This is a genomic window from Pseudomonas sp. ANT_H12B (genome assembly GCF_008369325.1).
Classification (GTDB): Bacteria; Pseudomonadota; Gammaproteobacteria; order Pseudomonadales; family Pseudomonadaceae; genus Aquipseudomonas.
In genome coordinates, this window is sequence record NZ_VOBI01000003.1 from 457,224 (window position 1) to 482,923 (window position 25,700).

Sequence of the window (25,700 nt, forward strand, 5' to 3'; positions counted from 1 at the left end):
CGTAGCAAAGGATTGAAAGCATGCGTGCCTTAGCTGAGTTCATCATGCGCGGCCGTATGCAGGCCACTCTGGTAGTGGCTGGATGCGCAGCATTGCCGTTGTTGTATTGGTTGGGTGCTGCCGCTGGATGCTTCGTGCTCCTGCGGCGCGGATTGAAGGACGCCTCGAGCGTTCTTGCTCTGGGACTGCTGCCGGCATTGATCTGGTGGCTTTACGCCGATGACCCACGCTCACTTCTGGTGTTGCTGGGGTCTTGGAGCCTTGCGTTGGTTTTGCGCGCAAGTGAGTCCTGGAACCGCGTGCTGCTGGTCAGCATAGCGATGGGGTTGGTGTTTGCAGTGGTGCTGGGGACAGTTTTTGCTCCCCAAATCGAGATGCTGGCGCAGGCTTTGATAAAAGTCATGCCGTCGCTACTCGGTGATGTCTACCAGAAGTTGTCGGTAGACGAGCAAGCGCATTTTGCGTCCCTGATTGCACCGGTCCTGACCGGCCTGATTGCGGCCTTGTTGCAAATCGTCAGTGTGCTGAGCCTGATTGTCGGGCGCTACTGGCAGGCGTTGTTGTACAACCCGGGTGGTTTTGGTCGCGAGTTTCGCGCCATCCGGTTCCCGCTTCTGCCGGCGATGTTACTGCTGGCGTGCATGCTTCTTGGGCCGAACATCGGTCCACAGATGGCCATGTTGACGCCGTTGTGCAGTGTACCGCTGGTGTTCGCCGGGCTGGCCCTGATTCACGGGCTGGTGGCGCAAAAGCGACTGGCCAGGTTCTGGCTGGTGGGGTTGTACGTCACGCTGTTGCTATTCATGCAGCTGATCTATCCGTTGCTGGTGGTCTTGGCCATCGTCGACAGCCTGATTGATTTTCGCGGTCGTTCGGCGCCGAAAGACGCCGATAGCGCGAACGGTGAAGGTTAAAAGTTAAGAGGATTTTCACATGCAACTGATCCTTCTGGAAAAAGTCACCAACCTGGGCAACCTGGGTGACAAAGTGAACGTTAAGGCTGGTTACGGTCGTAACTACCTGCTGCCTTACGGCAAAGCTACCGCTGCGACCGCTGCCAACCTGGCTGCGTTCGAAGAGCGTCGCGCTGAGCTGGAAAAAGCCGCAGCAGACCGTAAAACTTCGGCTGAAAGCCGTGCCGCCCAACTGGCTGAGCTGGAAGTGACTATCACTGCCACCGCCGGTGACGAAGGCAAGCTGTTCGGTTCGATCGGCACCCACGACATCGCTGATGCACTGACCGCCTCTGGCGTTGAAGTTGCAAAAAGCGAAGTTCGTCTGCCGAACGGCACTATCCGCAACGTAGGCGAATTCGACGTAGCCGTGCACCTGCACGCCGAAGTTGAAGCCACCGTACGCGTTGTCGTGGTAGCAGCTTAAGCAGCACTTGTCGGCTGGCACCCTCGGGTGCTTGCCGGTAACATCGGGCACGATCCTGTTTACAGGTCGTGCCCTTTGTCTTTCTGCAGTTCCTGATTTTCACAAAACTATTCAAGTGGCCATGAACGATATCTCCGCTCCTGAGCAATACGACCTGCAAACCGCTGCCCTGAAGGTGCCGCCCCATTCCATCGAGGCCGAACAGGCCGTGCTCGGTGGTTTGATGCTGGACAACAACGCCTGGGAACGCGTGTTGGATCAGGTGTCGGACGGTGATTTCTATCGACATGACCACCGCCTGATCTTCCGCGCGATCGCCAAACTGGCGGACCAGAATTCGCCAATCGACGTCGTGACCCTGGCCGAGCAATTGGACAAGGAAGGTCAGACCTCGCAAGTTGGTGGTCTCGGTTACCTTGGCGAACTGGCGAAAAACACGCCGTCCGTCGCCAACATTAAGGCCTATGCGCAGATCGTTCGCGCACGAGCAACTTTGCGGCAGTTGATTGGCATCGCCACCGAGATTGCCGACAGCGCCTTCAACCCGGAAGGCCGCTCTGCGGAAGAGATTCTCGACGAAGCCGAGCGGCAGATTTTCCAGATCGCTGAGGCCCGGCCAAAAACCGGCGGCCCGGTGAGCGTGAATGACCTGTTGACCAAGGCCATCGACCGCATCGACACCTTGTTCAACACGGACAACGCCATCACCGGCCTGTCCACCGGTTATACCGATCTCGACGGCATGACCAGCGGCCTGCAACCGTCTGACCTGATCATCGTCGCCGGCCGTCCATCCATGGGTAAAACCACCTTTGCGATGAACCTGGTGGAAAACGCCGTGCTGCGCAGCGACAAATGCGTATTGGTCTACTCGCTGGAGATGCCAGGCGAATCGCTGATCATGCGTATGTTGTCGTCCCTCGGCCGGATCGATCAGACCAAGGTTCGTGCCGGTCGCCTGGAAGACGACGACTGGCCGCGCCTGACATCGGCGGTCAACTTGCTCAACGATCGCAAGCTGTTTATTGACGATACGGCCGGTATCAGCCCATCGGAAATGCGCGCACGGACCCGGCGTCTGGTGCGTGAGCACGGCGATGTCGCGCTGATCATGATCGACTACCTGCAACTGATGCAGATTCCGGGTTCGGGCGGCGACAACCGGACCAACGAGATTTCCGAAATCTCCCGTTCCTTGAAGGCCCTGGCCAAGGAATTCAACTGCCCGGTGGTGGCGCTGTCCCAGCTCAACCGCTCCCTGGAACAACGACCGAACAAACGCCCGATCAACTCCGACTTGCGCGAATCCGGAGCGATCGAGCAGGATGCTGACGTGATCATGTTCGTGTACCGGGATGAGGTTTATCACCCGGAAACCGAGCATAAAGGCATCGCCGAGATCATTATCGGCAAGCAGCGGAACGGTCCGATCGGCACGTCGCGACTGGCGTTCATCGGTAAGTACACCCGCTTCGAAAACCTGGCGCCGGGCAGCTATAACTTCGACGACGATTAAGTTGTGTAGCGCCTGATAGGGCCTCTTCGCGTGCAAGCCCGCTCCCACAAGGATCTCAGTGTTCTTGTGGGAGCGGGCTTGCCGGTGAAAGCGCCGCTGTAATTTCCGACCATAGCCGTCGGAATTGGTTATTTTTTGTGCTATATTCCGCGCCCGCGATTTTTCATCTCAACACCGGTCATCGTCATGCAAACAGCCAAGCCGTTATTTGACTATCCCAAGTACTGGGCCGAATGTTTCGGTCCAGCGCCATTCCTGCCGATGAGCAGGGAGGAGATGGATCAGCTTGGCTGGGATTCATGCGACATCATCATCGTCACCGGTGATGCCTACGTCGACCACCCGTCTTTCGGTATGGCAATCATCGGCCGGCTGCTGGAGTCGCAAGGCTTCCGCGTCGGGATCATTGCCCAGCCAAACTGGCAGTCCAAAGACGACTTCATGAAGCTCGGCGAGCCGAACCTGTTCTTCGGCGTCGCGGCCGGCAACATGGACTCGATGATCAACCGCTACACCGCCGACAAGAAAATCCGTTCCGATGACGCCTACACCCCCGGCGGCCTGGCGGGCAAACGTCCGGACCGCGCGAGCCTGGTTTACAGCCAGCGTTGCAAGGAAGCCTACAAGAACGTGCCGATCGTCCTCGGTGGCATCGAAGCTTCCCTGCGCCGCATCGCCCACTACGATTACTGGCAGGACCGGGTGCGCAACTCGATCCTGATCGACGCCTGCGCCGACATCCTGCTCTACGGCAACGCCGAGCGTGCGATCGTTGAAGTCGCCCAGCGTCTGTCCTACGGTCACAAGATCGAAGACATCACCGACGTGCGCGGCACCGCGTTCATCCGTCGTGACACGCCGAAAGACTGGTACGAAATCGATTCCACACGTATCGACCGTCCGGGCAAGATCGACAAGATTATCAACCCTTACGTCAACACCCAGGACACCCAGGCCTGCGCCATCGAGCAGGAAAAAGGTCCGGTTGAGGATCCAAGCGAAGCCAAGGTCGTGCAGATTCTGGCCAGCCCGAAGATAACTCGCGACAAGACCGTGATTCGACTGCCTTCGGTTGAGAAAGTCCGCGGTGACGCGGTGCTTTATGCTCACGCCAACCGCGTGCTTCACCTGGAAACCAACCCGGGCAACGCCCGTGCGCTGGTGCAGAAGCACGGCGAAGTCGACGTCTGGTTCAACCCGCCGCCGATTCCGATGACCACTGAAGAAATGGACTACGTGTTCGGCATGCCTTACGCACGGATTCCGCACCCGGTGTACGGCAAGGAGAAAATCCCTGCCTACGACATGATCCGCTTCTCGGTGAACATCATGCGTGGCTGCTTCGGCGGCTGCACCTTCTGCTCGATCACCGAGCACGAAGGCCGGATCATCCAGAACCGTTCCGAAGAGTCGATCATTCGCGAAATCGAAGAGATCCGCGACAAGGTCCCCGGCTTCACCGGCGTCATTTCCGACCTCGGCGGCCCGACCGCGAACATGTATCGCATTGCCTGCAAGAGCCCGGAAATCGAATCCGCGTGCCGCAAGCCGTCGTGCGTGTTCCCGGGCATTTGCCCGAACCTGAACACCGATCACTCGTCGCTGATACAGCTCTATCGCAGCGCCCGTGCCTTGCCGGGTGTGAAGAAGATCCTCATCGCTTCCGGTCTGCGTTACGACCTCGCGGTCGAGTCGCCGGAATACGTTAAAGAGCTGGTGACCCACCACGTGGGTGGTTACTTGAAGATCGCCCCGGAACACACCGAGGAAGGTCCGCTCAATCAGATGATGAAACCGGGCATCGGCAGCTATGACAAGTTCAAGCGCATGTTCGAGAAGTACTCCAAGGAAGCCGGGAAAGAGCAGTACCTGATTCCGTACTTCATCGCTGCCCACCCGGGCACCACCGACGAAGACATGATGAACCTGGCCCTGTGGCTCAAGGGCAACGGTTTCCGCGCCGACCAGGTGCAGGCGTTCTACCCGTCGCCGATGGCCACCGCCACCGCGATGTACCACTCGGGCAAGAACCCGCTGCGTAAGGTGACTTACAAGAGCGACGCCGTGACCATCGTCAAGAGCGAAGAGCAGCGTCGCCTGCACAAGGCATTCTTGCGTTATCACGACCCGAAAGGCTGGCCGATGCTGCGTGAAGCGCTGACCCGAATGGGCCGCGCCGATCTGATCGGGCCAGGCAAAAACCAGTTGATCCCGCTGCATCAGCCGGCAACCGACAGCTACCAGAGCGCCCGTCGCAAGAACTCGACGCCGACCGGCAGCCATAAAGTGGCGCAGGAAAAGACCACCAAAATCCTGACTCAGCACACTGGCCTGCCACCGCGCGCCAGTGATGGCGGCAACCCGTGGGACAAACGCGAACAGGCCAAGGCTGCGGCATTCGCCCGCAACCAGCAGGCGGCCAAGGAGCGCAAGGACGCGGCCAAAGGCAAAGGACCAAAGCCTGCGCGTAAGCCGGTTGTGCCGCGCTAAGCCTCGCTAGCTCTGAACAGAACGCCAACCTTCGGGTTGGCGTTGTGCGTTGTGCGCCACGGAAAACCGGAGCGACGGGCCGGAAGCTGTGTTGGGGCAACTGTCCTCTTCGCGGGCTTGCCCGCGAAGAGGCCCTTACTGGCAATACAGAATCTGGCTGACGGCTCCCGGTCGCAACATTTCCGTGCAACTGCCCCAAGCCAATTTCCCGCATCGCCCGATTTTGGTGCTGTACTGCAAAAATCCCTTTCGCCTACGCCGTGGATGAACGCAAGGAGCTGGCGCCGTACCTGGAAACCTTGCCCCTGACACCGAAATTCAAGGCGTACCAGGACGACATCGACCGCACGCCGCTGCCGAGTGTGGATTTCCTCGTCGCGCTCAACCAGCGCTTGAGCGAAGACATCGGTTACCTGATTCGCATGGAGCCAGGCGTACAGACGCCCGAACATGCCTCCGGGTTCCTGCCGCGACTCGGCGTGGTTGCTGGTGCAATTGCTGCGCAACCTCGGTCTGGCGGCGCGTTTCGTCTCCGGCTATCTGATACAACTCACCGCCGACGTCAAAAGCCTCGACGGCCCGTCGGGCACTGAAGTGGACTTCACTGACCTGCACGCCTGGTGCGAAGTCTATTTGCCCGGTGCCGGCTGGATCGACCTGGACGCGACGTCAGGGCTGTTTGCCGGTGAAGGACACATTCCGTTGGCCTGTAGTCCCGATCCGTCCTCTGCGGCACCGATCAGCGGCTTGGTAGAACCGTGCGAGTGCGAATGCACCCACGAAATGTCTGTGGAGCGGATTTGGGAAGCGCCGCGAGTCACCAAGTCCTACACCGAAGACCAATGGCTGGCGATTCAGGTGCTGGGACGGCAGATCGGTGCCGACCTGCTGGAAGGCGATGTGCGCTTGACCATGGGGGGCGAGCCGACTTTCGTTTCTATCGATGACGGTTTGTGTTTCCAGCTTACGAAGACAATTTCTATTGCCTCTGGCGCGAAGGCACTTTGCCGCAAAACGTCAGCGCCGAAGACTCACGACTTGAAGAACCATTGGAGCGTGCACGCCTGCGTAAAGTCTTCAGCCAGGGTCTGGACAAGGTCATCGGCCAGGTGCTGCCGCTGGCGCGTACCGCCAAGGGTGATCAATGGCAAAGCGGTCGCTGGTATTTGCGCGATGAGCATTGCCGACTGGTGCCGGGGGCCCGGGCGCGTCGGCCGAGGCGGTTGAGCGGGAGCCAAAGATCGACGAACCCGCCGACTGGCTGACCCGCACCGCGTTCTGCGACGAGGCACGGGAGGGGCGGTTGTACCTGTTCATGCCGCCTCTGGAGCGGGTCGAGGACTATCTGGAACCGGTCGCTGCGATCGAAGCCACGGCTCAGGAACTGCATTGCAAGGTTTTGCTGGAAGGCTATGAACCTCCGAGCGATCCTCGCTTGAGCAATTTCCGCATCACGCCCGATCCGGGCGTGATCGAGGTCAACGTGCAGCCGTCCGCCACCTGGGATGAGCTGGTCGAGCGCACCGAATTTCTTTACGAAGAAGCGCGCCAGACCCGACTGATCACTGAAAAATTCATGATCGACGGTCGGCATACCGGCACCGGTGGCGGTAACCATTTCGTACTGGGTGCGCCGTCGTCGAGGGGTTGGCCGATCTCCTGCAAGAGATCGCCGATGCCAGCGGGCAGGTGTCGGATCGCCTGGCCTTGCGCCATTTTGCCCATGTCGATGATGTCAGCCAGCGCACGGTGTCCGTCTGATGAGCGCCCATTACCAGATACTCCACGACACCCATTATCACTACGACAGCCCGGTGTCCCTTGCCCAGCAACGGGCTCACCTGTGGCCTCGGCCCTGCGCCTGGCAGCGCTGCACCGAGCAGCAATTGCAGATCAGTCCGGACCCGACGTCGCGCCGGAATGCGCTGGACGTATTCGGCAATCCGCTGACCCGGCTGGCATTCGAGCGGCCGCACAATGAATTGCTGGTCAATGCCCGGCTCACCGTCGAAGTGCTGGCCCGGCCTGCGCTGGATTTCAATCAATCCCCTGCGTGGGAGGAAACCTGTAGCGCGCTGACTTACAACAGTCAGCCGCTATCGCCGCAGTTGCTGGACGCGTGCCGTTACCGATTCGAATCGCCCTACGTGCATTTGAAACGCAACTTCGTCGAGTTCTCGCAGAGCTGCTTTCCACCGGGCAGGCCTCTGCTGCTGGGCGTCCAGGCATTGATGGAGAAAATCTTCAGCGAATTCACCTTCGACGCCGAAGCGACCCAAGTGGCGACGCCGCTGGTGGAAGTGCTGGAGCGCCGACGTGGCGTCTGCCGGGACTTCGCTCACCTGATGCTCGCGTGCCGTGGTTTGGCGGCTCATCGGTGCCGATGCGTCCCATACGTGGGTTTCGGTGTTTTGCCCGGTGCTGGGCTGGGTCGATTTCGATCCGACCAACAACGTGCAACCGGCTCTTGAACACATCACTTTGGCCTGGGGCCGGGATTTTTCCGATGTTTCGCCGTTGCGTGGGGGGATTCTGGGGGGCGGTAACCACGACCCGGAAGTTCGGGTGACGGTGAGGCCACTAGAATAGTGGAGATCTAATGTGGGAGCGGGCTTGCTCGCGATAGCGGACTTTCAGTCACACAAATATTGGATGTGCAGCCGTCATCGCGAGCAGGCTCGCTCCCACAGGTAATGTGCAGTGCTTTCTGGAGGGGTATTTCAGATTGGCCTGTGAGGGTCAGCAGTGTGACTGCTGACCCTGGACACAGATCCGGTGGGCCTGATCAGATCATCGGGCCCTGAGGGTCTCAGGCGTCGGGCGCCTGATCTTTCGGTGCTTCAGTTTCGTCTGTAGCCACTTCACCTTCGGCATCCGGGTTCAGTGCTGCTGCTTCTTCTTCAGCTGTAGCTTTCTTGCGCTGAAGCTTTTCCTCTTTCTTCTGCTCCTTGGCCAAGTCTCTCTGACGTTTGGCGAAGGAATAATTAGGTTTAGCCATGGGCGATCCTCTGGGGTCGAAGGTGAGGTTGAGCGGCGCATATTCTGCCCTGTATCGGTGCCGAGCCGTTAGCTGGGTTTTTGCTCTGTCCACTTAGGCACCACTGTCGGCTGCCAGGCGTCCAAAGCATCGAGCAGGTTTTGCGGCGATTCGCTCACTTGCAGCATGTCACGGTGCGCTTCGCGAACGAAGCCTTCGCCGACGATATGATCAAGAAAACCGGTCAACTTGCTGTAGAAACCATTCACTTCCAGCAAACCAAGCGGTTTGCCGTGGTAACCGAGCTGGCCCCAGGTCCAGACTTCGAACAGTTCTTCCAGCGTGCCCAGGCCGCCGGGCAGAGCGATGAACGCGTCGCTGAGCTCGGCCATCCGCGCCTTGCGCGCATGCATGCCGTCGACCACTTCCAGACGAGTCAGGCCGCTGTGGCCGATTTCCTTGTCTTTAAGGCTTTGCGGGATAATCCCGACGACTTCACCGCCGGCCGCGAGCGCCGCATCGGCGACGATCCCCATCAGCCCGACGGCGCCGCCGCCATAGACCAGAGTCAGCTTGCGCTCGGCCAATGCACGCCCCAAGGCGACAGCCGCTTCACGATAAGCGGGGTGGGTGCCGGTGCTGGCACCGCAAAATACACAAACGGACGCTAAAGACATGCCTTACTCCATGGTCAGGATGGCCACAGAGTAAAGGCAGGCAAGCGGCGTTCCAAGGTCTAAACTTCGCGTTCAGGTGTTTCATAGGTACCGCTGGCGCCGCAGGCGTAAGCGGCAAGCAAACTGCACAACAGGCTATTGATGGACATGACCGGCGCTCCAGATGAGTGATGACGGCCTGATGATAAGTCCGCCCTAGACGTCTGGCTGGTAGATTGTTTCGATGAGTGTCATAGCCCGAAAGTTGTATACAATTTTTGAATCAGGTCATAGGAACTTGCGAAGTTTTCAGGCAGTCTTCTGTCCATTCGCACTTTTGTTAACCCTGCCTTGGAGATTCACCATGTTTGCCAAACTTGTTGCGGTATCCCTGCTGACACTGGCCAGCAGTCAATTGATGGCTGCCGAGTGTGAGACGACCATCGACTCCACCGATCAGATGTCCTTCGACAAAAAGGCCATTGAAATCGACAAAAGCTGCAAGACCTTCACCGTCAAACTGACCCACTCCGGCAGCCTGCCGAAAAACGTCATGGGTCATAACTGGATACTGAGCAAAGAGGCTGACATGCAGCCGATTGCCACCGACGGCCTGGCTGCCGGTATCGATAAGGACTATCTGAAAGAAGGTGATACTCGCATCATCGCCCACACCAAGCTCATTGGCGCCAAGGAAACCGACTCGGTGACCTTCGACGTCTCCAAGCTCGACGCTGCCGGGAAGTACGGTTTCTTCTGTTCGTTCCCTGGCCACATCTCGATGATGAAAGGCACTGTTACGCTGAAGTAAGCAGGTTCACCGCGTTAACATTCATCGCGGGCAAGCCCGCTCCCACAGGTCAGTGGTGTTCATGTGGGAGCGGGCTTGCCCGCGAAGAGGCCGGTAGCATCGACAAATGCTCCTGCCAAAGAAAAGCCCGCTGAAGATCAACGCTTCAGCGGGCTTTTTCATTCATTCACATCTCAAGGTGCGAACGGCATCACTCGTTTGTGATGGGTCTTTCTATACGTGTCGCAAATAATCTTGAATGCTTCCTCACGCACCGGCTCGCCATGCAGGAACGCGTCGATTTCGGCGTAGGTCACACCGTGGGACGCTTCATCCGGCTTACCCGGCGACAGGTCTTCAAGGTCGGCAGTCGGGATTTTTTCCACCAGGGATTCCGGTGCGCCGAAGCTGCGGGCGATGTTCCTGACCTGATTTTTCACCAGACCGCTCAGCGGCGCCAGGTCGCAAGCGCCGTCACCGAACTTGGTGAAGAAACCCATCACCTTCCTGCCCCCCAAATAGTGCCCAATGCACTGTGGATCCGGGGTCGATCACTAACTTCCCCATTGTGCACATTCTGCATCTGCCCAATATGGAAGCTGGTCGATTTTCATGACTCCCAACTCCGCCCAAATTCGGTCGAGGGAGCGCAGCTTGGATAGGGCATAATGTCCTATTAGCAAGATGCTCGCGACCCTCCGGGCAGCCCTGACCCATGTTCAATGAGCCGCAATGGCTAGCAGTAGTCCGATAGCCCATCGCTCAGCATGGTGCTTCCGATGATGCTTCCCTTGATCGCAGATGTCAGGACAGCGCTGCATCTTGCAGATCTCGATCTAGGCATTTCTGGAGGAACCATGGAGCAACGTTTGAGAGTGGTAATGGCCCAGCTGAACATCCGCGTTGGGGATGTGTACGGCAACGTCGAGAAGGTCATTGAAGCAGCCCATAAGGCTCGCGACGACCTCAACGCCCAGGTCATCGTTTTCCCTGAACTGACCCTTTGTGGTTATCCACCAGAGGATTTGCTCCTTCGCTCCAGCATGCAGAGCCGCATCGAGAAGGCGCTGCAGCAAGTTAAGAATGCAGTTAAAGGCATCGTTACAGTAATCGGCTTCCCATGGGTCGAGGATGGGGCACGCTATAACAGCTGCGCCGTAATCTCGGACGGCGAAGAACTCGCCCGCTACAACAAACAGCGTCTGCCCAACTATCGTGTGTTCGACGAGAAGCGGTACTTTGAGTCAGGCAGCGGCCCTTGTGTGGTCGAGCTCTTCGGCGTACCGGTCGGTATAACCATCTGTGAGGACATTTGGTTCTCCGAGCCTCTTAAGCAGGCATGTGATGCCGGTGCTCAAATTATGCTCACCCTCAATGCGTCTCCGTTTCACCGTGGTAAGCAGGCTGAGCGGGAAGAGCTCTTAGCCAAACGCGCCAGTGAATGCTCAATTCCGATGATCTACGTAAACCAGGTAGGTGGTCAGGACGAGCTCGTCTTTGACGGCAATAGCTTTGTGGTGGATGGCGGCGGAAAGGTCACTCAGCGCGCCCCTGCTTTCGAAGAGGGACTCTTCGTAACGGAGTTTGAGATCAAGGAGGGTGCCTTGGTGCCGGTTCCGGCTCAGACCACCGAACTTCTGAGCCTTGAGGCCAGCGTTTACCAGGCACTGGTAGCCGGAGTTAAGGACTACGTGCAGCGTAATGGCTTCAAAGGCGTTGTGCTGGGCCTTTCGGGTGGTATCGACTCGGCGCTGGTGCTTGCTGTTGCTGTTGATGCGCTGGGCGCAGAAAACGTCGAAGCCGTGATGATGCCGTACCACTACACTGCCCAAATGAGCCAGGACGATGCGAAAGAAGAAGCCGACATTCTGGGCGTGAAGTACAGCGTACTGCCCATCGCACCCATGGTAGAAGCATTTCTATCTACGCTTGCGCCAATGTTCGAAGGTCTGGGCAAGGACACCACCGAGGAAAACCTCCAGGCGCGGTGTCGCGGCACGATGCTGATGGCGATCTCCAACAAGAAGCGGTATCTCGTCCTGACCACCGGTAATAAGAGTGAGATGGCTGTGGGGTATGCGACCTTGTACGGAGACATGGCTGGTGGCTACGACGTCCTGAAGGATGTGCCGAAGACTTTAGTATTCCGCCTCTGTGAATACCGCAACACCCTGGGCTACGTCATTCCGCAACGCGTCATTGACCGTCCACCGTCTGCTGAGCTTGCTCCTGATCAGAAGGACGAAGATTCCCTGCCTCCATACCCAGTCCTTGATGAAATCCTTCGCCTGTACATCGAGCAGGATTTGTCTGCCGATGCGATCACCGAGAAGGGCTTCGACAAGGAGGTGGTGAGGAAGGTAATTCGTTTGGTCGACCTGAACGAGTACAAGCGGCGCCAGGCTGCAGTTGGCCCACGTATGACCGAGCGTGGCTTTGGCCGTGACCGCCGATATCCAATTACTTCTGGCTGGAGCATTGGAGATTAATAGCTTCGGCAGATGATTGAATATGCTAGGGGCGCCGTTGCGCCCCTTTTTCTTTGCCTGGTGCGGTTTCGCTAAAGTTTGAAAAACTTTTCTTCTTTCGTCAGTTCTAGGATAGTGTTTTCTTTAATAAACTTTTTGTCAAAGCTACCCAGTTTGTCATTCAATATGGCTACCACAGTCTGAATTTTCTTCTCGTTCGCGAAGTTGAATAGCTTGATTAGCTTGTCTTCATCGACGACTTCCAGATAGTCTTGGACGGTAAATGCTGGAAGCTTTGATTTAAACTTATTTAAGAAATAGACATAGGACATGTCGAATGCCATAGCTGCAGCCCGAGGAACGCCGTCGCCAGTATTGCGTTCTTCGTTGACGATTGTAAAATCTGCCTTGCCATTCTGCCCAGGGGAAACTAGAAGTTCGTTATGGTGGGTGATGAACAATTTTTTGGTAATATCGGCATATGCCTCATTAAAAACATCAAGCTTCGAGTTTAGGTCTGAGTAGTGGACTGCAATACTACGCTTCACGTCTTCGGATGTAGTTTCCAAATCCGCAATCCTGTTGCGAGAGACCTCTACCTCGCTTATGACGTAAGCAAGCCTGCCTCGAGCTTCTCGCAAGTCTTGCATCTGTTTTTCAACCAGCATCAAACCACTGAAGTGACTATCTCTGGAAAGATCTTTAACCTTGCTTTTTTCCTCAGTCAGCAGTCGTCCTAAGCTCAATCTTAAGCTATCGAGCTCATCTGCCGTCTCGATGGACATTTCTTCGACATAAGCGGCCTTGCGGCTCATAATCGAGTTATGAAATTCGATTGTTTCTTCCAAGGTTTTACTTAGGTCTGGGACTAATGATTTAGCTTCATTGTAAAGGGAGGTGATCTCATCTACGTTGACCTCTACTAAACTGTTCTTGTAGCGATCAATTGTTTTTTTATTGTAGTAAAGCTTTGTTTCCAAGTTAACAATGCGTGATGTTAAAATGGCTACGCTTCTTCGAGAATCACGGAGTTGTGAGATCGCATAGCTTTGAGATTCAAAGATGTCATATTCATCCTCTTTTACTTGAAGGTCAGATATTTTCGAGTCGATCTCATAAAGATGTTCCTGGCGGCCTTCCAAAGAAATACCCCCAAGCAATGTCCTGATTCGAGTGTCTTCTAGGAGTATTTGGTGCTCAATTAGATTAATCTGGCGAACGGAATCAATAAACTCAAAATCAAAAAGGTAGGCGTAGATCAGATCGTAATCATTGTCGCTTGTATATGTGTGCAGGTATTTAAGTGTGTTGTTGCTCGTTGCTCTATTGGTTCTGAAGAACTTGCTTCTTATTGAGTTAAACTTTGGATGTTCTCTAGTGTATCCAAACAGGCGTGGCAGTTCGCAAGTGAAAGCTGCGCGGCTTTTATATGTGACACCATCGATGGTGCTGATGGCTGTGATGCTCTCGCGTCGGGCGCCTGTTTTTATTGAGAGCACTCGTGTGATGGTATGAGTAATAGATGCAATCTTTACTATTAGCTCAAATTTTACATCGCCTTTAGTCAGGAAGCCTTTAACTTCTTCGTTTACCTTGTCGTTGTCCGGGTCTTTCCACAGTGGCTCGGAGTTCCCGCCCAAACAAAATGCCAAGGCTCGAAGCGATGTACTTTTGCCAATCTGATTACCAGTCTCGCCCAGGTTGGTAATTATGTTTAGTCCTTCTTTGAAGTTGATGGTGCGTATCTCTTTGCTTCCATCAAATACAGATAGCTTAATTAGTTGCATAAAGAAATATCACCTTGCTTCGTGAGCTCTACACATCCAGTTATGTAAAGCCAATCGAGCGCATACAGAATGTAAGCAAAAGAAACGCGATCAAATTTTTCTTGATATTTTTCAAGAAGTGCAAGTGGGCTCATAGCGCCAAGATCGCTAGAGTTTAAAACTATTAGTATCCGCCCACCAATGATGTAGAGGCTTTTAAGCGGGGAGCTGGTATTTTGAATGATCATTTAGGCGGCTCCAATATCTTGCAGTGAATGAAGCCATAGCAAACTATAAGCTGTCTGGCCCAATCCACTAGCTCAGATGGGGCGCCATGGAAGCCGGTCTTGATGTCAACGATAAGTTCGGAGACTTTCAGTATGAGTTCATCCGAGCCTATCCGAGTTATATTGAGTTTTTGCTCAGGCGTAACTGGGCGCTCAGTCTGGTTCAAGAATAATTCGCGTCTTGCGGATTTGTACTTCTGGTTAATGGCGAAAAGGAATCTTTTTTGTGCGCCAGGTTCCTCATCATCGATAGTCGAAATAAGATTTTCAATGAGCTCCATGTAGCCCACATTATCAACGATGACTTCTGAATACACCGAGACCCTATTGTACTCGATTTTTTCATCGACCCCAGGGTAGTCAAGTTCCACGTCTGGGATCTCATCATACGGAGTGTGAGTTGACACAATTTTAATCAGTAGTGGATTGAGCAAGGATGAGATTGCAGCAGTGGTTGCTGCAATCGTGACAGGCCCGCTTCCGTTGTTGACTACTGCTATGCCACCGTGTGTTGCCTCAGCTTCAAGCTTAGGTGGGAAGAAGCTCATGGCTTATGTACAGTGACGCTACCGCTACCCGTGGAGGTGACCGCAGTGCCCCCGTTATCCGCCTTCGTAATGATTGAAGGCTTTCTGCTACACGCTTGCAAAATTATTAATAATACAAAGCAGAAGACACCGCTTCCAATGGAATACAGAAACAGCTTATAGATTGATTCGCTTGGCAAGCTTTTGAGCAAGTCTGACTTGAACCAACCGGCGTACAGTGAGTAGAGCATCGCAGCTCCCAGAGCTGCGAAGGTTCCACCTGCGCCTACGACAATCTTCAAGAAGCTGAACATTCCTTTCTCCATGGTAGTTGTTCACCCGGCACCGAGTGCCATCAGTGTGATGTTACAGATTTCACGTATTGCTCCACAAGGGCGCTCTAACTGCACAGCAGCTTTGGGTGTAGTAACTGCAGCCCAGAGGCCCAAGGTTTGCCAGATCCTCTGTAGGAGGCTGACTAACCCGGTGTGGATGACCTCCCGCAGGGTTGAGTCCGAGGCTCTACACGGACAAGGTTTCTCGTGCCGATGTCTCTCGATAGCTGCGCCTGGGCTACTGTCTCCGGGTCGAGATAGGACTCGCCAGAACGCGCTGCCTAGATTCTGGTGTGGCTAGGTCATGCGAGGGGGACGAGATCACTCGAGGCCGAGCAAAAGCGTTCATCGCGGCTATACTGCAATCGATGAATCCATGTCACACGGTAACGTAGTGACTTCAACCCATGTTCTATTAAGGGATTTAGTATGCGTGAGCGTCTTGTCAATAAAATGATTGCTCATCTAAAGTGCGAAATAGACTATTTGCAAGCTGAAGCTTTGTCTGCAAGTTCCGCTCGTGATGAAGCACGATGCCGTAAGGCTCTCCGGTTACAAACGAATGCCATTGAGTATCTGTTAAAAGCAGTTGACGCTAAGCGCAGGATTTCAATGTAAAGTTGAGTTAGTCAGTAACTAGCAGTTGGCGACCGGCTTTACTCAGGTGTAGGATATTGTTGGCTACAAAGAAGTTTAGAATTACCCCTGATATGAGCTTCCAGTTTTCATATGCGTCCCCACGGAAGTAGCCTGCATTGTGCATTTGCCATTCAGCATGGATGCGAGCACCTGAAATGAAGCTCGTTGATTTAGCCATCGAGAGGCTGATATCGCCAAAGTCGAGGCTAGGGTTTTGATGCAGCAGGCCTTGCGTTAATGCGATGATGAGACCTGCATCAGTTTCAGCATGCTCAATGTTAAGTGAAGCAAAGTATTTTGAAAGCAAACGACTCAGAAATTGTAGTGATGATTCGTTGAGTGCGGAGCCAAGGGAGGCGAAATCCACGTATACGACCCTGCCCGGTTCCATGGTTGGGAACAGAGATTTATAAATCAACAGCTGAGATTTAGAAGGTTGACGTGCTGCATATTTTTCGTTGCATTCAAGTGCTGGCTTTTTCAGGGCTAATGAAATTTTTTCTTTACTCAAAATGTCGATGGCGATAATCATTTTGCATAGCTGCGATGTAATACCTTTAGAAGCTTTTTCGGAAAACCCCATCTCTGTGCTCAGAAAACCTCTTAGGCCCGCGAAGTCGTCCGAGCATAGAGTGGTCGGAGTAAATTCGGTAATGGTGAGATATGCATCGAACATCGCAAGAACTTCAAGCATGCTCCATTGGGCAGTTTTTTCACAGGTAGCACAATGCTTTAGCCAATCTTTGATCCCCTTGGGGGAGAGCGTGGAGAATCCTCGCATTTGAATCTGGCCCAAAGTCACCATGGCTGCTACCTGTAGTTCAACAAAGCCTCTAGTATAGGTTGCAGGTGGTCTTACGCCAGTAGCTTAGTTGAGGCTGCGCAAGGCGGCGTCACTCCTAATGTACCCTTTCGGGATCATTAAGTACCATAAGCCGCTTTAATGTACCTTTTTGGGATCATTATATAAAAAGCTTTAGTTTGATTCAGTCTCGTGCGGCTGTTGTGAGACGAATACTGGCTGGGCAAGGTTTCGGCCCAAGGGTTCCTTCCTCATCGTGCTGCCGGCGCAGCTTGGAAAGCGTTGCTTGCATCATTTTTTGCCTTTCCGGTTACATCCTGCAATCAGCTCAATGCAAAAATAATAGCAATAAGCCACTTTGTGCCTACGCTCATGTATTCCCTCTTGAGGTAGGTTTGCCATGTCGAAGATTGAGATAGCACCAGTAGTAGCTGATGATTTCGAGACATGGCTGAATGCGCGCCCCAAGTGGTTGCAGACCGCAGCTCGAATGATCATCGACTCGAAGCGGCAGTTGAACCCGGATGAAATTAGAGCGCTAGCTAGGCTTTGCAAGCTCGAAGCCAAGGATGAAGCTGATCCAGGATTCCTGACCGTTACGCCTGGCACTTTATCGCTGGTAGCCAATAGACCTTTGCTTCGGATCGAGGAGATCCTAGATGTTCATGGGCTGAACGCTATCAAGGCTGGTGCCAATCTTCCATTCGGCAAAAGCAATCTCTCGGTGATCTACGGACAGAATGGAACCGGTAAAAGCGGTTTTGCGCGGCTGCTGAAGGAGATCTGTGGATCACGCTCCAAAGACGAAATACGCAGCAACGTGTTCGATCCGACCCCTACGCCCTGCCGCGCTCATTTCAAGGTGTCAATAGACGGTAAGCCGGCGGATGTTCACTGGGACGTCCCAAGCGGGCCACACAAAGCTCTACGACATGCACAGGTGTTCGATAGTAAGGCCGCCCAGCAGTACATGGGCAGGACTGAGGCATGCTATGAGCCCAGTCGGATGAAGTTTGTATCGGCACTGATCGTCACAGCGGACGCTGTTAGTGCAGAGCTTTCAAGAGAGAAGTCACTACTCAGCAAAGCGTTACCTGCCATCCCAGAAACGCTAAATCACACCGCCGAAGCAAAATGGCTTCAGGGCCTGAAGAGTGCGACCACGACCGCCAGTATTGATAAGGAATGTCTGTACACAGATCTGCTTGATCGGGAGCGCATTGAGAAGGAGGCCCTACTCGCAGAGAAAGACATTGCAGGCCGACTGTTGAGCATTAACAAAGAAAAAACCGCGCTGAAGAGTATTGAAACAGCAATGTCGACTCTTCAACAGGGATTGAACGATGCGACGGCAGGTACGCTAGAGACCCTGAAAAACGCCGCTGTCAAGGCCAGGAAATCGAGCGAAGAGGCGGCGGCAGCGATTTTCGGTAAAGCCGAACTCGATGGTGTTGGCTCTGCGACCTGGCAGGATATGTGGGAATACGCACGCGCATACTCGAACGGCACGGCCTACACAGAATCTCAGTTTCCCAATATTGCAGCTGACTCACGCTGCGTGCTATGCCATCAAAGCCTTGATGAGAATGCCAAAGCCCGCCTGACTGGGTTTGAGAAGTTCGTCACTGACGGCCTTGAGACAGCCGCCAAGAAGGCCGAAAAAAGTTTTACTGATCAGAAAACCCTGTTGCCAACTCTTCCCGGGGAACCAAGCTGGATCGTTCACATGTCCACTTTAGGCTTCGAGGAAACGGATGCGATCTCCTGGCTTGGCATGCTAAAAGCAAGGCGTGATCAAATCGTGTCGGGAAGCCCTGTCGGCACCATGCAACCGTTCGACTGGAAGAGCATCAACGAAGCGGTAAAAACGAAGTCAGCAGACTTGATTACCGAAGAAGGTAGCCTTTCGTCTCTGCTGAAGGATGAGCATCGTCAAGCAATGCATGAGCGAGTTCAGAATCTTCAAGCCAAGCAGTGGCTCTCACAAAACAAGACCTCTATTAGCGCTGAAAGGGCTAGGCTGATAGCAGTCGCAGCGATAGACAAAGCCTCACGCTCAGCGGCCACCAACGCTCTGACCACCAAAAAAAATGACTTGGCCAAAACTGAACTGGATGCTGGTTATCAAGCTCGATTCATCGAAGAGTTGAAGCTACTCGGTGGCCACCGCATTCCAATAGCTCCACTAAGCAAATCGGGTGGTAAAGGCAAGATCACCTTTGGTTTAAATCTCGTAGGTGCGCACGGCTCCCATGGTTTGGAATATATCTTGAGCGAGGGTGAAACCAGGATCGCGGCACTCGCGGCTTTCCTAGCGGACACGACAGGATCAAACCAGTTAGCTCCGTTCATTTTTGATGACCCGATATCCTCACTCGACCAAGATTTTGAAGAGAAGGTTGTCGAACGTCTCGTGTCTTTGTCACAGACCAGGCAGGTCATCGTATTCACCCACCGACTGTCTCTTGTAGCCCAAGTAGAAGCTGTTACCAAGAAATGGGAGCAGACTCCAGGGATGCCTTCAATCAAGCCGACACTCACTTCACTACAGAGGATGGCGAAGACTGCAGGCATCGTCGCTACTGCAAGCGCTCGAGACCTGAGACCGGAAAGTGCTGTCAGGGGGTTAATCGACAATACGATTACGCGCTTGAAAAAACACCAGGAGAAGGCCGAAGTCGAGGCTTATGAGTCGCTCGCCAAGAGCGCTTGCAGTGACTTCAGGATCATCGTCGAGAAGACGATTGAGTACATTTTGCTGGCAGACGTCGTAGGCCGCTTCAGACGTGCAATCAACACTCAAGGCAAGCTACACAAGGTCGCCAAGGTAACAAACGACGACTGCGTATTCATAGATGACTTGATGACACGCTACTCGGTGTATGAGCATGCTCAGTCTGAGGAGATGCCCAGCAGCGCTCTTGAGCTGGATGTCTTTGAAGCCGACGTAACAGCCCTGCAGAAATGGATTGCCGAGTTTGGATCGAGAGCGAGCTAGCACGACTCATTGAGCGAGGGTCAGAATCATGATGAAACTCCTGATTCTGGCCTGATGCTGGACAGCAAAAGCCATCAAAGCAAGCTCGGCATTACCAATGCAAAAGCTGGTTCGGGAGCTGTCACTCTTCCTCCTGATGACTCAGGAAATCAAAGGTGGTAAGCGTGTCGCAGTTTAGGCAGTGGTACATACTCGACGCGTCTTGAAAGTGCATGCCGCAGAAGCTTCCGCAGAAAGGGCAGCACTCGTTCCATTCCAGGTTGCCCCAACTCCAGACGCCGAGATACTCGGGCACGCCATCCCGATCATTGCCGATGACTTCGAAAGCATCGTCGGTCGTACCGACAAAGCCATCGATGCCGAAATGCTCGAGGATAGGCAAGATGTCCGCAGGATCCAGATCGAACCATTCGCCAGTACCACGAAGGTGAGAGAAGTTCTGATGGATCTCCTTCTCCAGTCGCACGTCATCATCTGTACGAATCCAACCCAGAAGTAAAAGCTTCCTCGGATTCCCGGTTTGAAGGCCCTTTCTGCGGAGCTCGATGTCCTTGGCCCGACCTATCTTCACCTTCTCATTACTATCTTCAATGAAAAAATAGATCATTTCCGCTCCTTTCTTACGCCTGCGATTCCCTGTCTTTTAGCATCGGCAAAGAGATCTTCTGCCCTGGTGATTTATTAGTGCACGCAGCAGGGGCCAACGTCATTATTGGTCGCGTTATTCGCTCAATTTAATGTCCCCAAATAGGGCCATTAAGCCAAAAAATCATGGTTAATGTGCCGTATTGGGAGCATTAAATATGTATCTCAGAGCAACGTATCGCTAGCGTTCGACTCTAGGAGGGTAGTTGACTCTCGGATTCGCTGGCCTCATGGCGAGCCCAGCGCAACGCAGCTATCGACATGAATTGCCTAATCGCCAGCGCTCCCCTTTCATTTCTAGCTTTGGAGCCTGGCAAGGTCAAAGCTGCCTCAACCTTGGCACGGCTAGCTTCGTACATTGCAAATGCGTTGAACTCAGAATCAAGCAGCACCAAGAGCACAGTATCGAAGGGTTGTCGTAGATCAATTGCCCCCATACGTCCCGTAATCTTTTGCGGGTTCAGGATACAGCGCCCCTTGATCTGGATTCTCGCGACGCCATCTTCCAGCGTCTCTGTAGCGTCGTAACCTGCCTGCCTTGCAGGATGTAGTATCAGGCCGAGTCTAGTAGCAGCTTCGTACTCTGCGACCTCGCCTGTCACGCCCAGCGGCTTGCCGGTCAGGCGATAGAATCTACGCGCGAGCACCTTGGCTTCTTTCAGAATCTCTAGGATTTCCTCCTGAATCAATGCCGCCTGCAGGGGCTCGTTGCAATTATTGCGTTCAGTCATCCGCGAATGCTTCCAAGGCAGGGAGCAGCTTGGGTAGCTCAGTAAGGTTGGCAGTGACGATGTCATATTCTCCTCGACTGCTCAATCTAGTCCGATCATGGCGAGTCCTAGGAAACCAACCAAATCGAGTCGGCGGTTGGCAATCGACGATAACTCAACTGTATACTTACCCCTCAGCCTTCCCCTTGAGCTACAGGAACATCAGCATGACTGTACTCCAAACGATCTACTGGCAGCCTACGCCGCCTTAGCGCTACGCCCCCTCGCAACGCCTCGCTCCGCCGGCTACGCTCTCGGCTGCGTATTGCTGTGTGCCCGGTTTTTTTTACACCCAAAGCACTCTTGAACAACCTTCACAATTTGAATTCGTATCGACACGCTCGCCATTCGCCCGGCCCGCATGTGGTGCATTGCCTTGGATATTTATATGCTGCAAACACTAAAACAAACTTGGTTTTCCAACATCCGTGGAGACGTGCTCGCGGGGATAGTGGTCGCACTCGCGCTGATCCCGGAAGCAATCGCCTTTTCCATCATCGCCGGGGTAGATCCCAAAGTCGGTCTCTACGCCTCCTTCTGTATCTGTGCTGTCATCGCGTTCGTCGGCGGTCGACCTGGCATGATCTCGGCAGCTACCGGGGCGATGGCACTCCTGATGGTCACGCTGGTTAAAGATCACGGACTTCAATATCTGTTGGCGGCCACTCTGCTATGTGGGGTTCTCCAGATTCTCGCTGGTTTTCTAAAGCTTGGATCGCTGATGCGCTTTGTTTCACGCTCGGTAGTCACCGGCTTCGTAAACGCATTGGCGATTCTGATTTTCATGGCTCAGTTACCTGAGCTCACCAACGTCACCTGGCATGTTTATGCCATGACACTAGCGGGCCTAGGAATCATCTACCTGTTCCCGTATGTGCCTAAGATCGGCAAGCTGATTCCGTCGCCACTGGTGTGCATCCTGACCCTCACTGCTATCGCGATTTACCTGGGCCTGGATATCCGCACTGTGGGCGACATGGGCCAATTGCCTGACACGCTGCCAATCTTCTTGTGGCCAGAAGTCCCGCTGAACTTTGAAACCCTGCGCATCATCTTCCCGTACTCGGCTGCCTTGGCCGTAGTGGGTCTACTCGAGTCAATGATGACCGCGACCATCGTCGACGATCTGACCGATACCACCAGCAACAAAAACCGCGAGTGCAAAGGTCAGGGTGTAGCCAACATCGCCGCAGGCATGCTCGGCGGAATGGCGGGTTGCGCGATGATCGGCCAGTCGATCATCAACGTGAAATCCGGCGGTCGCACCCGGCTGTCTACGCTGTGCGCCGGCATCTTTTTACTATTGATGGTGGTGTTCCTGGGCGAATGGCTCTCCAAGATACCAATGGCAGCACTCGTCGCCGTGATGATCATGGTCTCCATCGGCACCTTCAGCTGGGATTCGTTGCGTAACTTAAAAGAGCACCCGCTGTCGACCAATCTCGTCATGGTCGCGACCGTCGTGGTGGTCGTGGTAACGCATAACCTGGCTTACGGGGTATTGGTTGGCGTGCTTTTGGCTGCACTGTTCTTTGCAAACAAGGTCGGACACTACCTCGATATCAAGAGCGCGCTTAAAGAGGCGGAGTCACATCGGACTTACCGCGTGGTGGGCCAGGTGTTCTTCAGTTCGGCAGACAAGTTCACCGAAGTGTTTGACTTCAAGGAAGCACTCAACAAGGTCACCATCGATCTGACACAGGCGCATTTCTGGGATATCACTGCTGTCGCAGCGCTGGATAAAGTGGTGATCAAGTTCCGTCGCGAGGGCGCCGAGGTTGAAGTGCTGGGCCTGAATGAGGCCAGCGCGACAATCGTTGACCGCTTTGGCGTTCATGACAAACCTGGCGCTATCGACAAGCTCATGAGCCACTAAGGAGAAAGACAATGACCCACGTTATGGCATGCATTGATAACTCACAATCCTCATTAGCAGTCTGCGACTACGCAGCATGGGCGTCGCAACAACTCAATGCCCCTCTGACCTTGCTCCATGTATTGGATAAAGAAAAATACCCGGCATCCGCTGACCTCAGCGGCAATATCGGTCTCGGGAGTAGAGAGCATCTACTGGAGGAACTGGCCACGCTGGACGCCCAACGTGCCAAGCTCGCTTTGGAGCAAGGGCAACACATGCTTGAAAAGGCTCGCGAGCGTACTGTCATCTCCGGCGCTATCGCGCCTGACATGAAGCAGCGACATGGTCACCTTGTCGAAAGCCTGAGCGACCTTCAGGACGATATACGACTGCTGGTTATCGGGAGAGTGGGTGAAGACAGCAAACACAACGCTCACAGTCTTGGAAGCCAGATCGAAGCTGTTGTCCGAACAATCCATCGCCCCATCCTGATCACAACCAGCCAGTTTAAAAAAACCGAAAAGGTCATGCTCGCATTTGACGGCAGCCCCACCGCCAATAAAACCGTGCAAATGCTTGCTGCAAGCCCACTGTGCGAAGGCCTGACGATTCATATCGTTATGGTCGGAGCAGATTCCCAAGACAACCAGAGCGAGCTTGAGAATGCACGAAGCGCACTTGCCTCGTCCGGCCTGATGGTTCAAGCCGAGATTCGACCAGGCGAGGTAGAGACGGTTCTGCATGCTTATCAAGCCGAACACGCCATTGACCTCCTTGTCATGGGGGCGTATGGGCACTCACGCATCCGGCAGTTTCTGGTAGGCAGCACAACTACAACAATGTTGCGAACGGCAACTATACCGGTGCTATTGCTTCGCTAAGATCGATCCTGGGTCGTGGAGTTTCTTACAAATGAGAAATTCCATGACCAGCATGTGAAGCCCGCACTCGCGCAGAATTAGAACCTGTTATTTAAATATTATATTTTTTAATATTGATAATCTGCGCGCTCTAAAAATAATGCTTTAGTGGGAAGTAAACTGGCAATCAAAATAAATGCGAGGCAACCTAGCGCTTGAAGCCTAAGAGTAATACCCTGATCGATAAGTACACCCATGATTACAGGTGAAGCACCACTAGCGACTACACTCCAAGCTCCAACCAAAGATCTGATTCGGCCTAGCTGTCCTTGACCATACAATTGCATCCACAAAGCTGTAGATAATGTTGACGCGACTGCTGAAGAGACTCCCGTCAATACTAAGTATAGAGGAGCTATCCATACAGAACTAGACAAATACAACATCACCATCGCTATACCTTGCGGCGCCATGAAAAAGGGCAGAATCCGTACTGGGCCATAACGATCTAATATTGGGCCAGAAAATATCAAAGATAAAGCTTGAGTAAGTGCATAAACAACAAACCACCCTGCAACCCAAGCGATACTCCAGTTCATCTCCTCGGACAGCCGAGCCTGATGAAAGAAGAACCCTGTCGTAATAAAAGGTGAGGCCAAAATAATTGGCAATGTCAGTAGAATTCGTGGGTCTCGCCATAACCTAAGATTGATGGGGGGGGCAGTGGTTCTATTGCTTTCTTTTTTTTGTATGGAAATAGTGGTAGGAATTAGTCTTAGGGCAAAAGCCATTATCACTGCGACGACCACGGCGTTCACGATCCATGCCCAGCGCCACCCGATTGCATCAATCATTCCTACCGATGCCAATGGCATTAGCGCTTGAGCTAGTGCTAACCCCAAAGCAATCAGACCGAGTGCTTTTCCTGCATCAATTGGAAATTTCCTAGCTGTTGCAGTCATCGCGGTATGAACCATTAACCCTTGACCGCTCAATCGCAATAAATAAAAGCCAACTCCTAGAGTTATAATCCCCACACTGGCGGCAGTAACTAACGATGCCAATACAAGGCCGATGGCGACAAAAAGGGTATAGCAAAATAGTGACACTCGGTCTATTAGGCGCCCGATCCAGGGCAGGGTTAACGCGCTTAAAAGTGTGGCCACTGCGTATATAGCACCAAGCTCTCCATCGGAAAGCGAAAAAAAACCTCTAAAACTGCCGCTATAAAGCGCGACGAAATAAGTTTGCCCAAAGCTAGAGGTGGCCATGAGAATGGCACCAAATAAAAGACCCTTCCAATTTAAACTGACAAATTTCAAATATTTATACATCATATATCTCGCATTTTATTTCTCGCAAGGCCTTGCATCATAAAATCACCTGAACACAAATGATACCTTTACACTCCGCCCTCATGAATAATTATTACAAAGCGACGAAGGGTAAAGCTAGTACCGCGACTATCTCGTAAATGAATTTTAATAACCGCCAAGGTAAAATAAACAGTGCATTTGAGACAACCTAAAACCTCGCAGCAGTTGAAAACTGAAATGGAAGCGGCCAGCTCAACTCAGACCACGACCGGAGCGAAATGCTAGAGAAAAAGCAAAGTACGCTGCACAACTATAATGAGTTTCGGGGTGGAGTTGAAGGGGATGGAGCAATTCGTAGAATGAATAATAGATCTCTATCATCGTCCATGACGAGAGGCTCTGCCTTCCGGGCAATGCGTAGAAACCCTGCCACGTAGAAAAGAATAAAAGCATTTAAATCAATAGGTTATATCAAAATTTAATCTCGGGGGCTCCCCTGCGACCACCTTTTAAATTGTCACCATTACCTTTGTGGCGTATAGTCGCAGCTGTGAGAAAAAATCAAATTAACTGCAAAAGAATGGCAGACACCAATGTATCTCTTTACTAAAAGCTCTCTA

Annotated in this window: 18 protein-coding genes and 4 pseudogenes; 12 read left to right on the forward strand and 10 right to left on the reverse strand. The window is 53.4% G+C overall.

Annotated elements, in window-relative coordinates; translation table 11 throughout:
- Positions 1-20: 20 nt before the first annotated feature.
- The 7 genes and pseudogenes from FQ185_RS07300 to FQ185_RS07325 all read left to right on the forward strand — a co-directional run bounded on the left by FQ185_RS07300 (position 21) and on the right by FQ185_RS07325 (position 7,975).
- Complete coding sequence (locus FQ185_RS07300; protein WP_149416923.1) at positions 21-914, forward strand: hypothetical protein; 894 nt, start codon at positions 21-23, stop codon at positions 912-914.
- Between the two features lie 19 nt (positions 915-933).
- Positions 934-1,380, forward strand: a complete 447-nt coding sequence (rplI, locus tag FQ185_RS07305) for a 50S ribosomal protein L9 (protein WP_003197251.1) — start codon at positions 934-936, stop codon at positions 1,378-1,380.
- A gap of 121 nt (positions 1,381-1,501) precedes the next feature.
- Entirely contained in the window at positions 1,502-2,896 is a 1,395-nt protein-coding gene (dnaB, locus tag FQ185_RS07310; protein WP_149416924.1) for a replicative DNA helicase, read from the forward strand.
- A 186-nt stretch (positions 2,897-3,082) separates the two neighbouring features.
- Positions 3,083-5,386: a YgiQ family radical SAM protein gene (locus FQ185_RS07315; protein WP_149416925.1), complete on the forward strand. Its 2,304-nt coding sequence runs from the start codon at positions 3,083-3,085 to the stop codon at positions 5,384-5,386.
- 239 nt (positions 5,387-5,625) lie between these two features.
- A pseudogene (locus tag FQ185_RS07320) lies at positions 5,626-7,040 on the forward strand (transglutaminase family protein); the annotation flags it as partial.
- Positions 7,022-7,147, forward strand: a pseudogene (locus FQ185_RS30995) (hypothetical protein); the annotation flags it as partial. The pseudogenes FQ185_RS07320 and FQ185_RS30995, both read left to right, overlap by 19 nt.
- Positions 7,147-7,975: pseudogene (locus FQ185_RS07325) on the forward strand (transglutaminase N-terminal domain-containing protein). The pseudogenes FQ185_RS30995 and FQ185_RS07325, both read left to right, overlap by 1 nt.
- Before the next feature lie 220 nt (positions 7,976-8,195).
- Here FQ185_RS07325 and FQ185_RS07330 read toward each other — a convergent pair.
- Together FQ185_RS07330 and FQ185_RS07335 are read right to left on the reverse strand one after the other, a co-directional pair.
- Positions 8,196-8,384, reverse strand: coding sequence for a hypothetical protein (locus FQ185_RS07330; RefSeq protein WP_007947526.1), 189 nt, complete (start codon positions 8,382-8,384; stop codon positions 8,196-8,198).
- A 68-nt stretch (positions 8,385-8,452) separates the two neighbouring features.
- Positions 8,453-9,040: a TIGR00730 family Rossman fold protein gene (locus tag FQ185_RS07335; protein ID WP_149416926.1), complete on the reverse strand. Its 588-nt coding sequence runs from the start codon at positions 9,038-9,040 to the stop codon at positions 8,453-8,455.
- 343 nt (positions 9,041-9,383) lie between these two features.
- Here FQ185_RS07335 and azu point away from each other — a divergent pair, with 343 nt between their 5' ends.
- Entirely contained in the window at positions 9,384-9,830 is a 447-nt protein-coding gene (azu, locus tag FQ185_RS07340) for an azurin (RefSeq protein ID WP_149416927.1), read from the forward strand.
- Positions 9,831-10,003: 173 nt separating this feature from the next.
- On the opposite strand, the pseudogene nadE reads toward azu, so the two are convergent.
- Positions 10,004-10,315: pseudogene (gene nadE / locus FQ185_RS07345) on the reverse strand (NAD(+) synthase); the annotation flags it as partial.
- Positions 10,316-10,666: 351 nt separating this feature from the next.
- On the opposite strand from nadE, the gene FQ185_RS07350 reads away from it, so the two are divergent.
- Positions 10,667-12,298, forward strand: coding sequence for an NAD+ synthase (locus tag FQ185_RS07350; protein WP_149416956.1), 1,632 nt, complete (start codon positions 10,667-10,669; stop codon positions 12,296-12,298).
- Positions 12,299-12,369: 71 nt separating this feature from the next.
- Here the strand turns inward: FQ185_RS07350 and FQ185_RS07355 are convergent, their stop codons facing one another.
- From FQ185_RS07355 to FQ185_RS07370, 4 genes are all read right to left on the reverse strand, one after another.
- Positions 12,370-14,064, reverse strand: a complete 1,695-nt coding sequence (locus FQ185_RS07355) for a DUF2326 domain-containing protein (protein ID WP_149416928.1) — start codon at positions 14,062-14,064, stop codon at positions 12,370-12,372.
- Complete coding sequence (locus FQ185_RS07360) at positions 14,055-14,291, reverse strand: ABC-three component system middle component 6 (RefSeq protein ID WP_060765754.1); 237 nt, start codon at positions 14,289-14,291, stop codon at positions 14,055-14,057. Before FQ185_RS07360 ends, FQ185_RS07355 begins: the two co-directional genes overlap by 10 nt.
- Entirely contained in the window at positions 14,288-14,878 is a 591-nt protein-coding gene (locus FQ185_RS07365) for a hypothetical protein (protein ID WP_060765755.1), read from the reverse strand. Before FQ185_RS07365 ends, FQ185_RS07360 begins: the two co-directional genes overlap by 4 nt.
- 939 nt (positions 14,879-15,817) lie before the next feature.
- Positions 15,818-16,636, reverse strand: coding sequence for a hypothetical protein (locus FQ185_RS07370; RefSeq protein ID WP_149416929.1), 819 nt, complete (start codon positions 16,634-16,636; stop codon positions 15,818-15,820).
- Positions 16,637-17,033: 397 nt separating this feature from the next.
- Here FQ185_RS07370 and FQ185_RS07375 point away from each other — a divergent pair, with 397 nt between their 5' ends.
- Entirely contained in the window at positions 17,034-19,631 is a 2,598-nt protein-coding gene (locus tag FQ185_RS07375; protein WP_149416930.1) for a hypothetical protein, read from the forward strand.
- Between the two features lie 121 nt (positions 19,632-19,752).
- Here the strand turns inward: FQ185_RS07375 and FQ185_RS07380 are convergent, their stop codons facing one another.
- Both FQ185_RS07380 and FQ185_RS07385 read right to left on the reverse strand, forming a co-directional pair.
- Positions 19,753-20,238, reverse strand: a complete 486-nt coding sequence (locus tag FQ185_RS07380) for a GIY-YIG nuclease family protein (RefSeq protein ID WP_149416931.1) — start codon at positions 20,236-20,238, stop codon at positions 19,753-19,755.
- A 232-nt stretch (positions 20,239-20,470) separates the two neighbouring features.
- The gene (locus FQ185_RS07385; RefSeq protein ID WP_149416932.1) at positions 20,471-21,007 is read right to left on the reverse strand and encodes a hypothetical protein; all 537 of its coding nucleotides are present in this window, start codon (positions 21,005-21,007) and stop codon (positions 20,471-20,473) included.
- Positions 21,008-21,434: 427 nt separating this feature from the next.
- On the opposite strand from FQ185_RS07385, the gene FQ185_RS07390 reads away from it, so the two are divergent.
- Together FQ185_RS07390 and FQ185_RS07395 are read left to right on the forward strand one after the other, a co-directional pair.
- The gene (locus FQ185_RS07390; RefSeq protein WP_149416957.1) at positions 21,435-22,922 is read left to right on the forward strand and encodes a SulP family inorganic anion transporter; all 1,488 of its coding nucleotides are present in this window, start codon (positions 21,435-21,437) and stop codon (positions 22,920-22,922) included.
- A gap of 11 nt (positions 22,923-22,933) precedes the next feature.
- Positions 22,934-23,785 (forward strand): universal stress protein, encoded by an 852-nt coding sequence (locus tag FQ185_RS07395; RefSeq protein ID WP_149416933.1) that lies wholly within the window; start codon positions 22,934-22,936, stop codon positions 23,783-23,785.
- Between the two features lie 107 nt (positions 23,786-23,892).
- Here FQ185_RS07395 and FQ185_RS07400 read toward each other — a convergent pair whose 3' ends face one another.
- A complete protein-coding gene (locus FQ185_RS07400) occupies positions 23,893-25,098 on the reverse strand; it encodes an MFS transporter (protein WP_149416934.1) in 1,206 nt (401 codons plus the stop codon).
- Positions 25,099-25,700 lie beyond the last annotated feature (602 nt).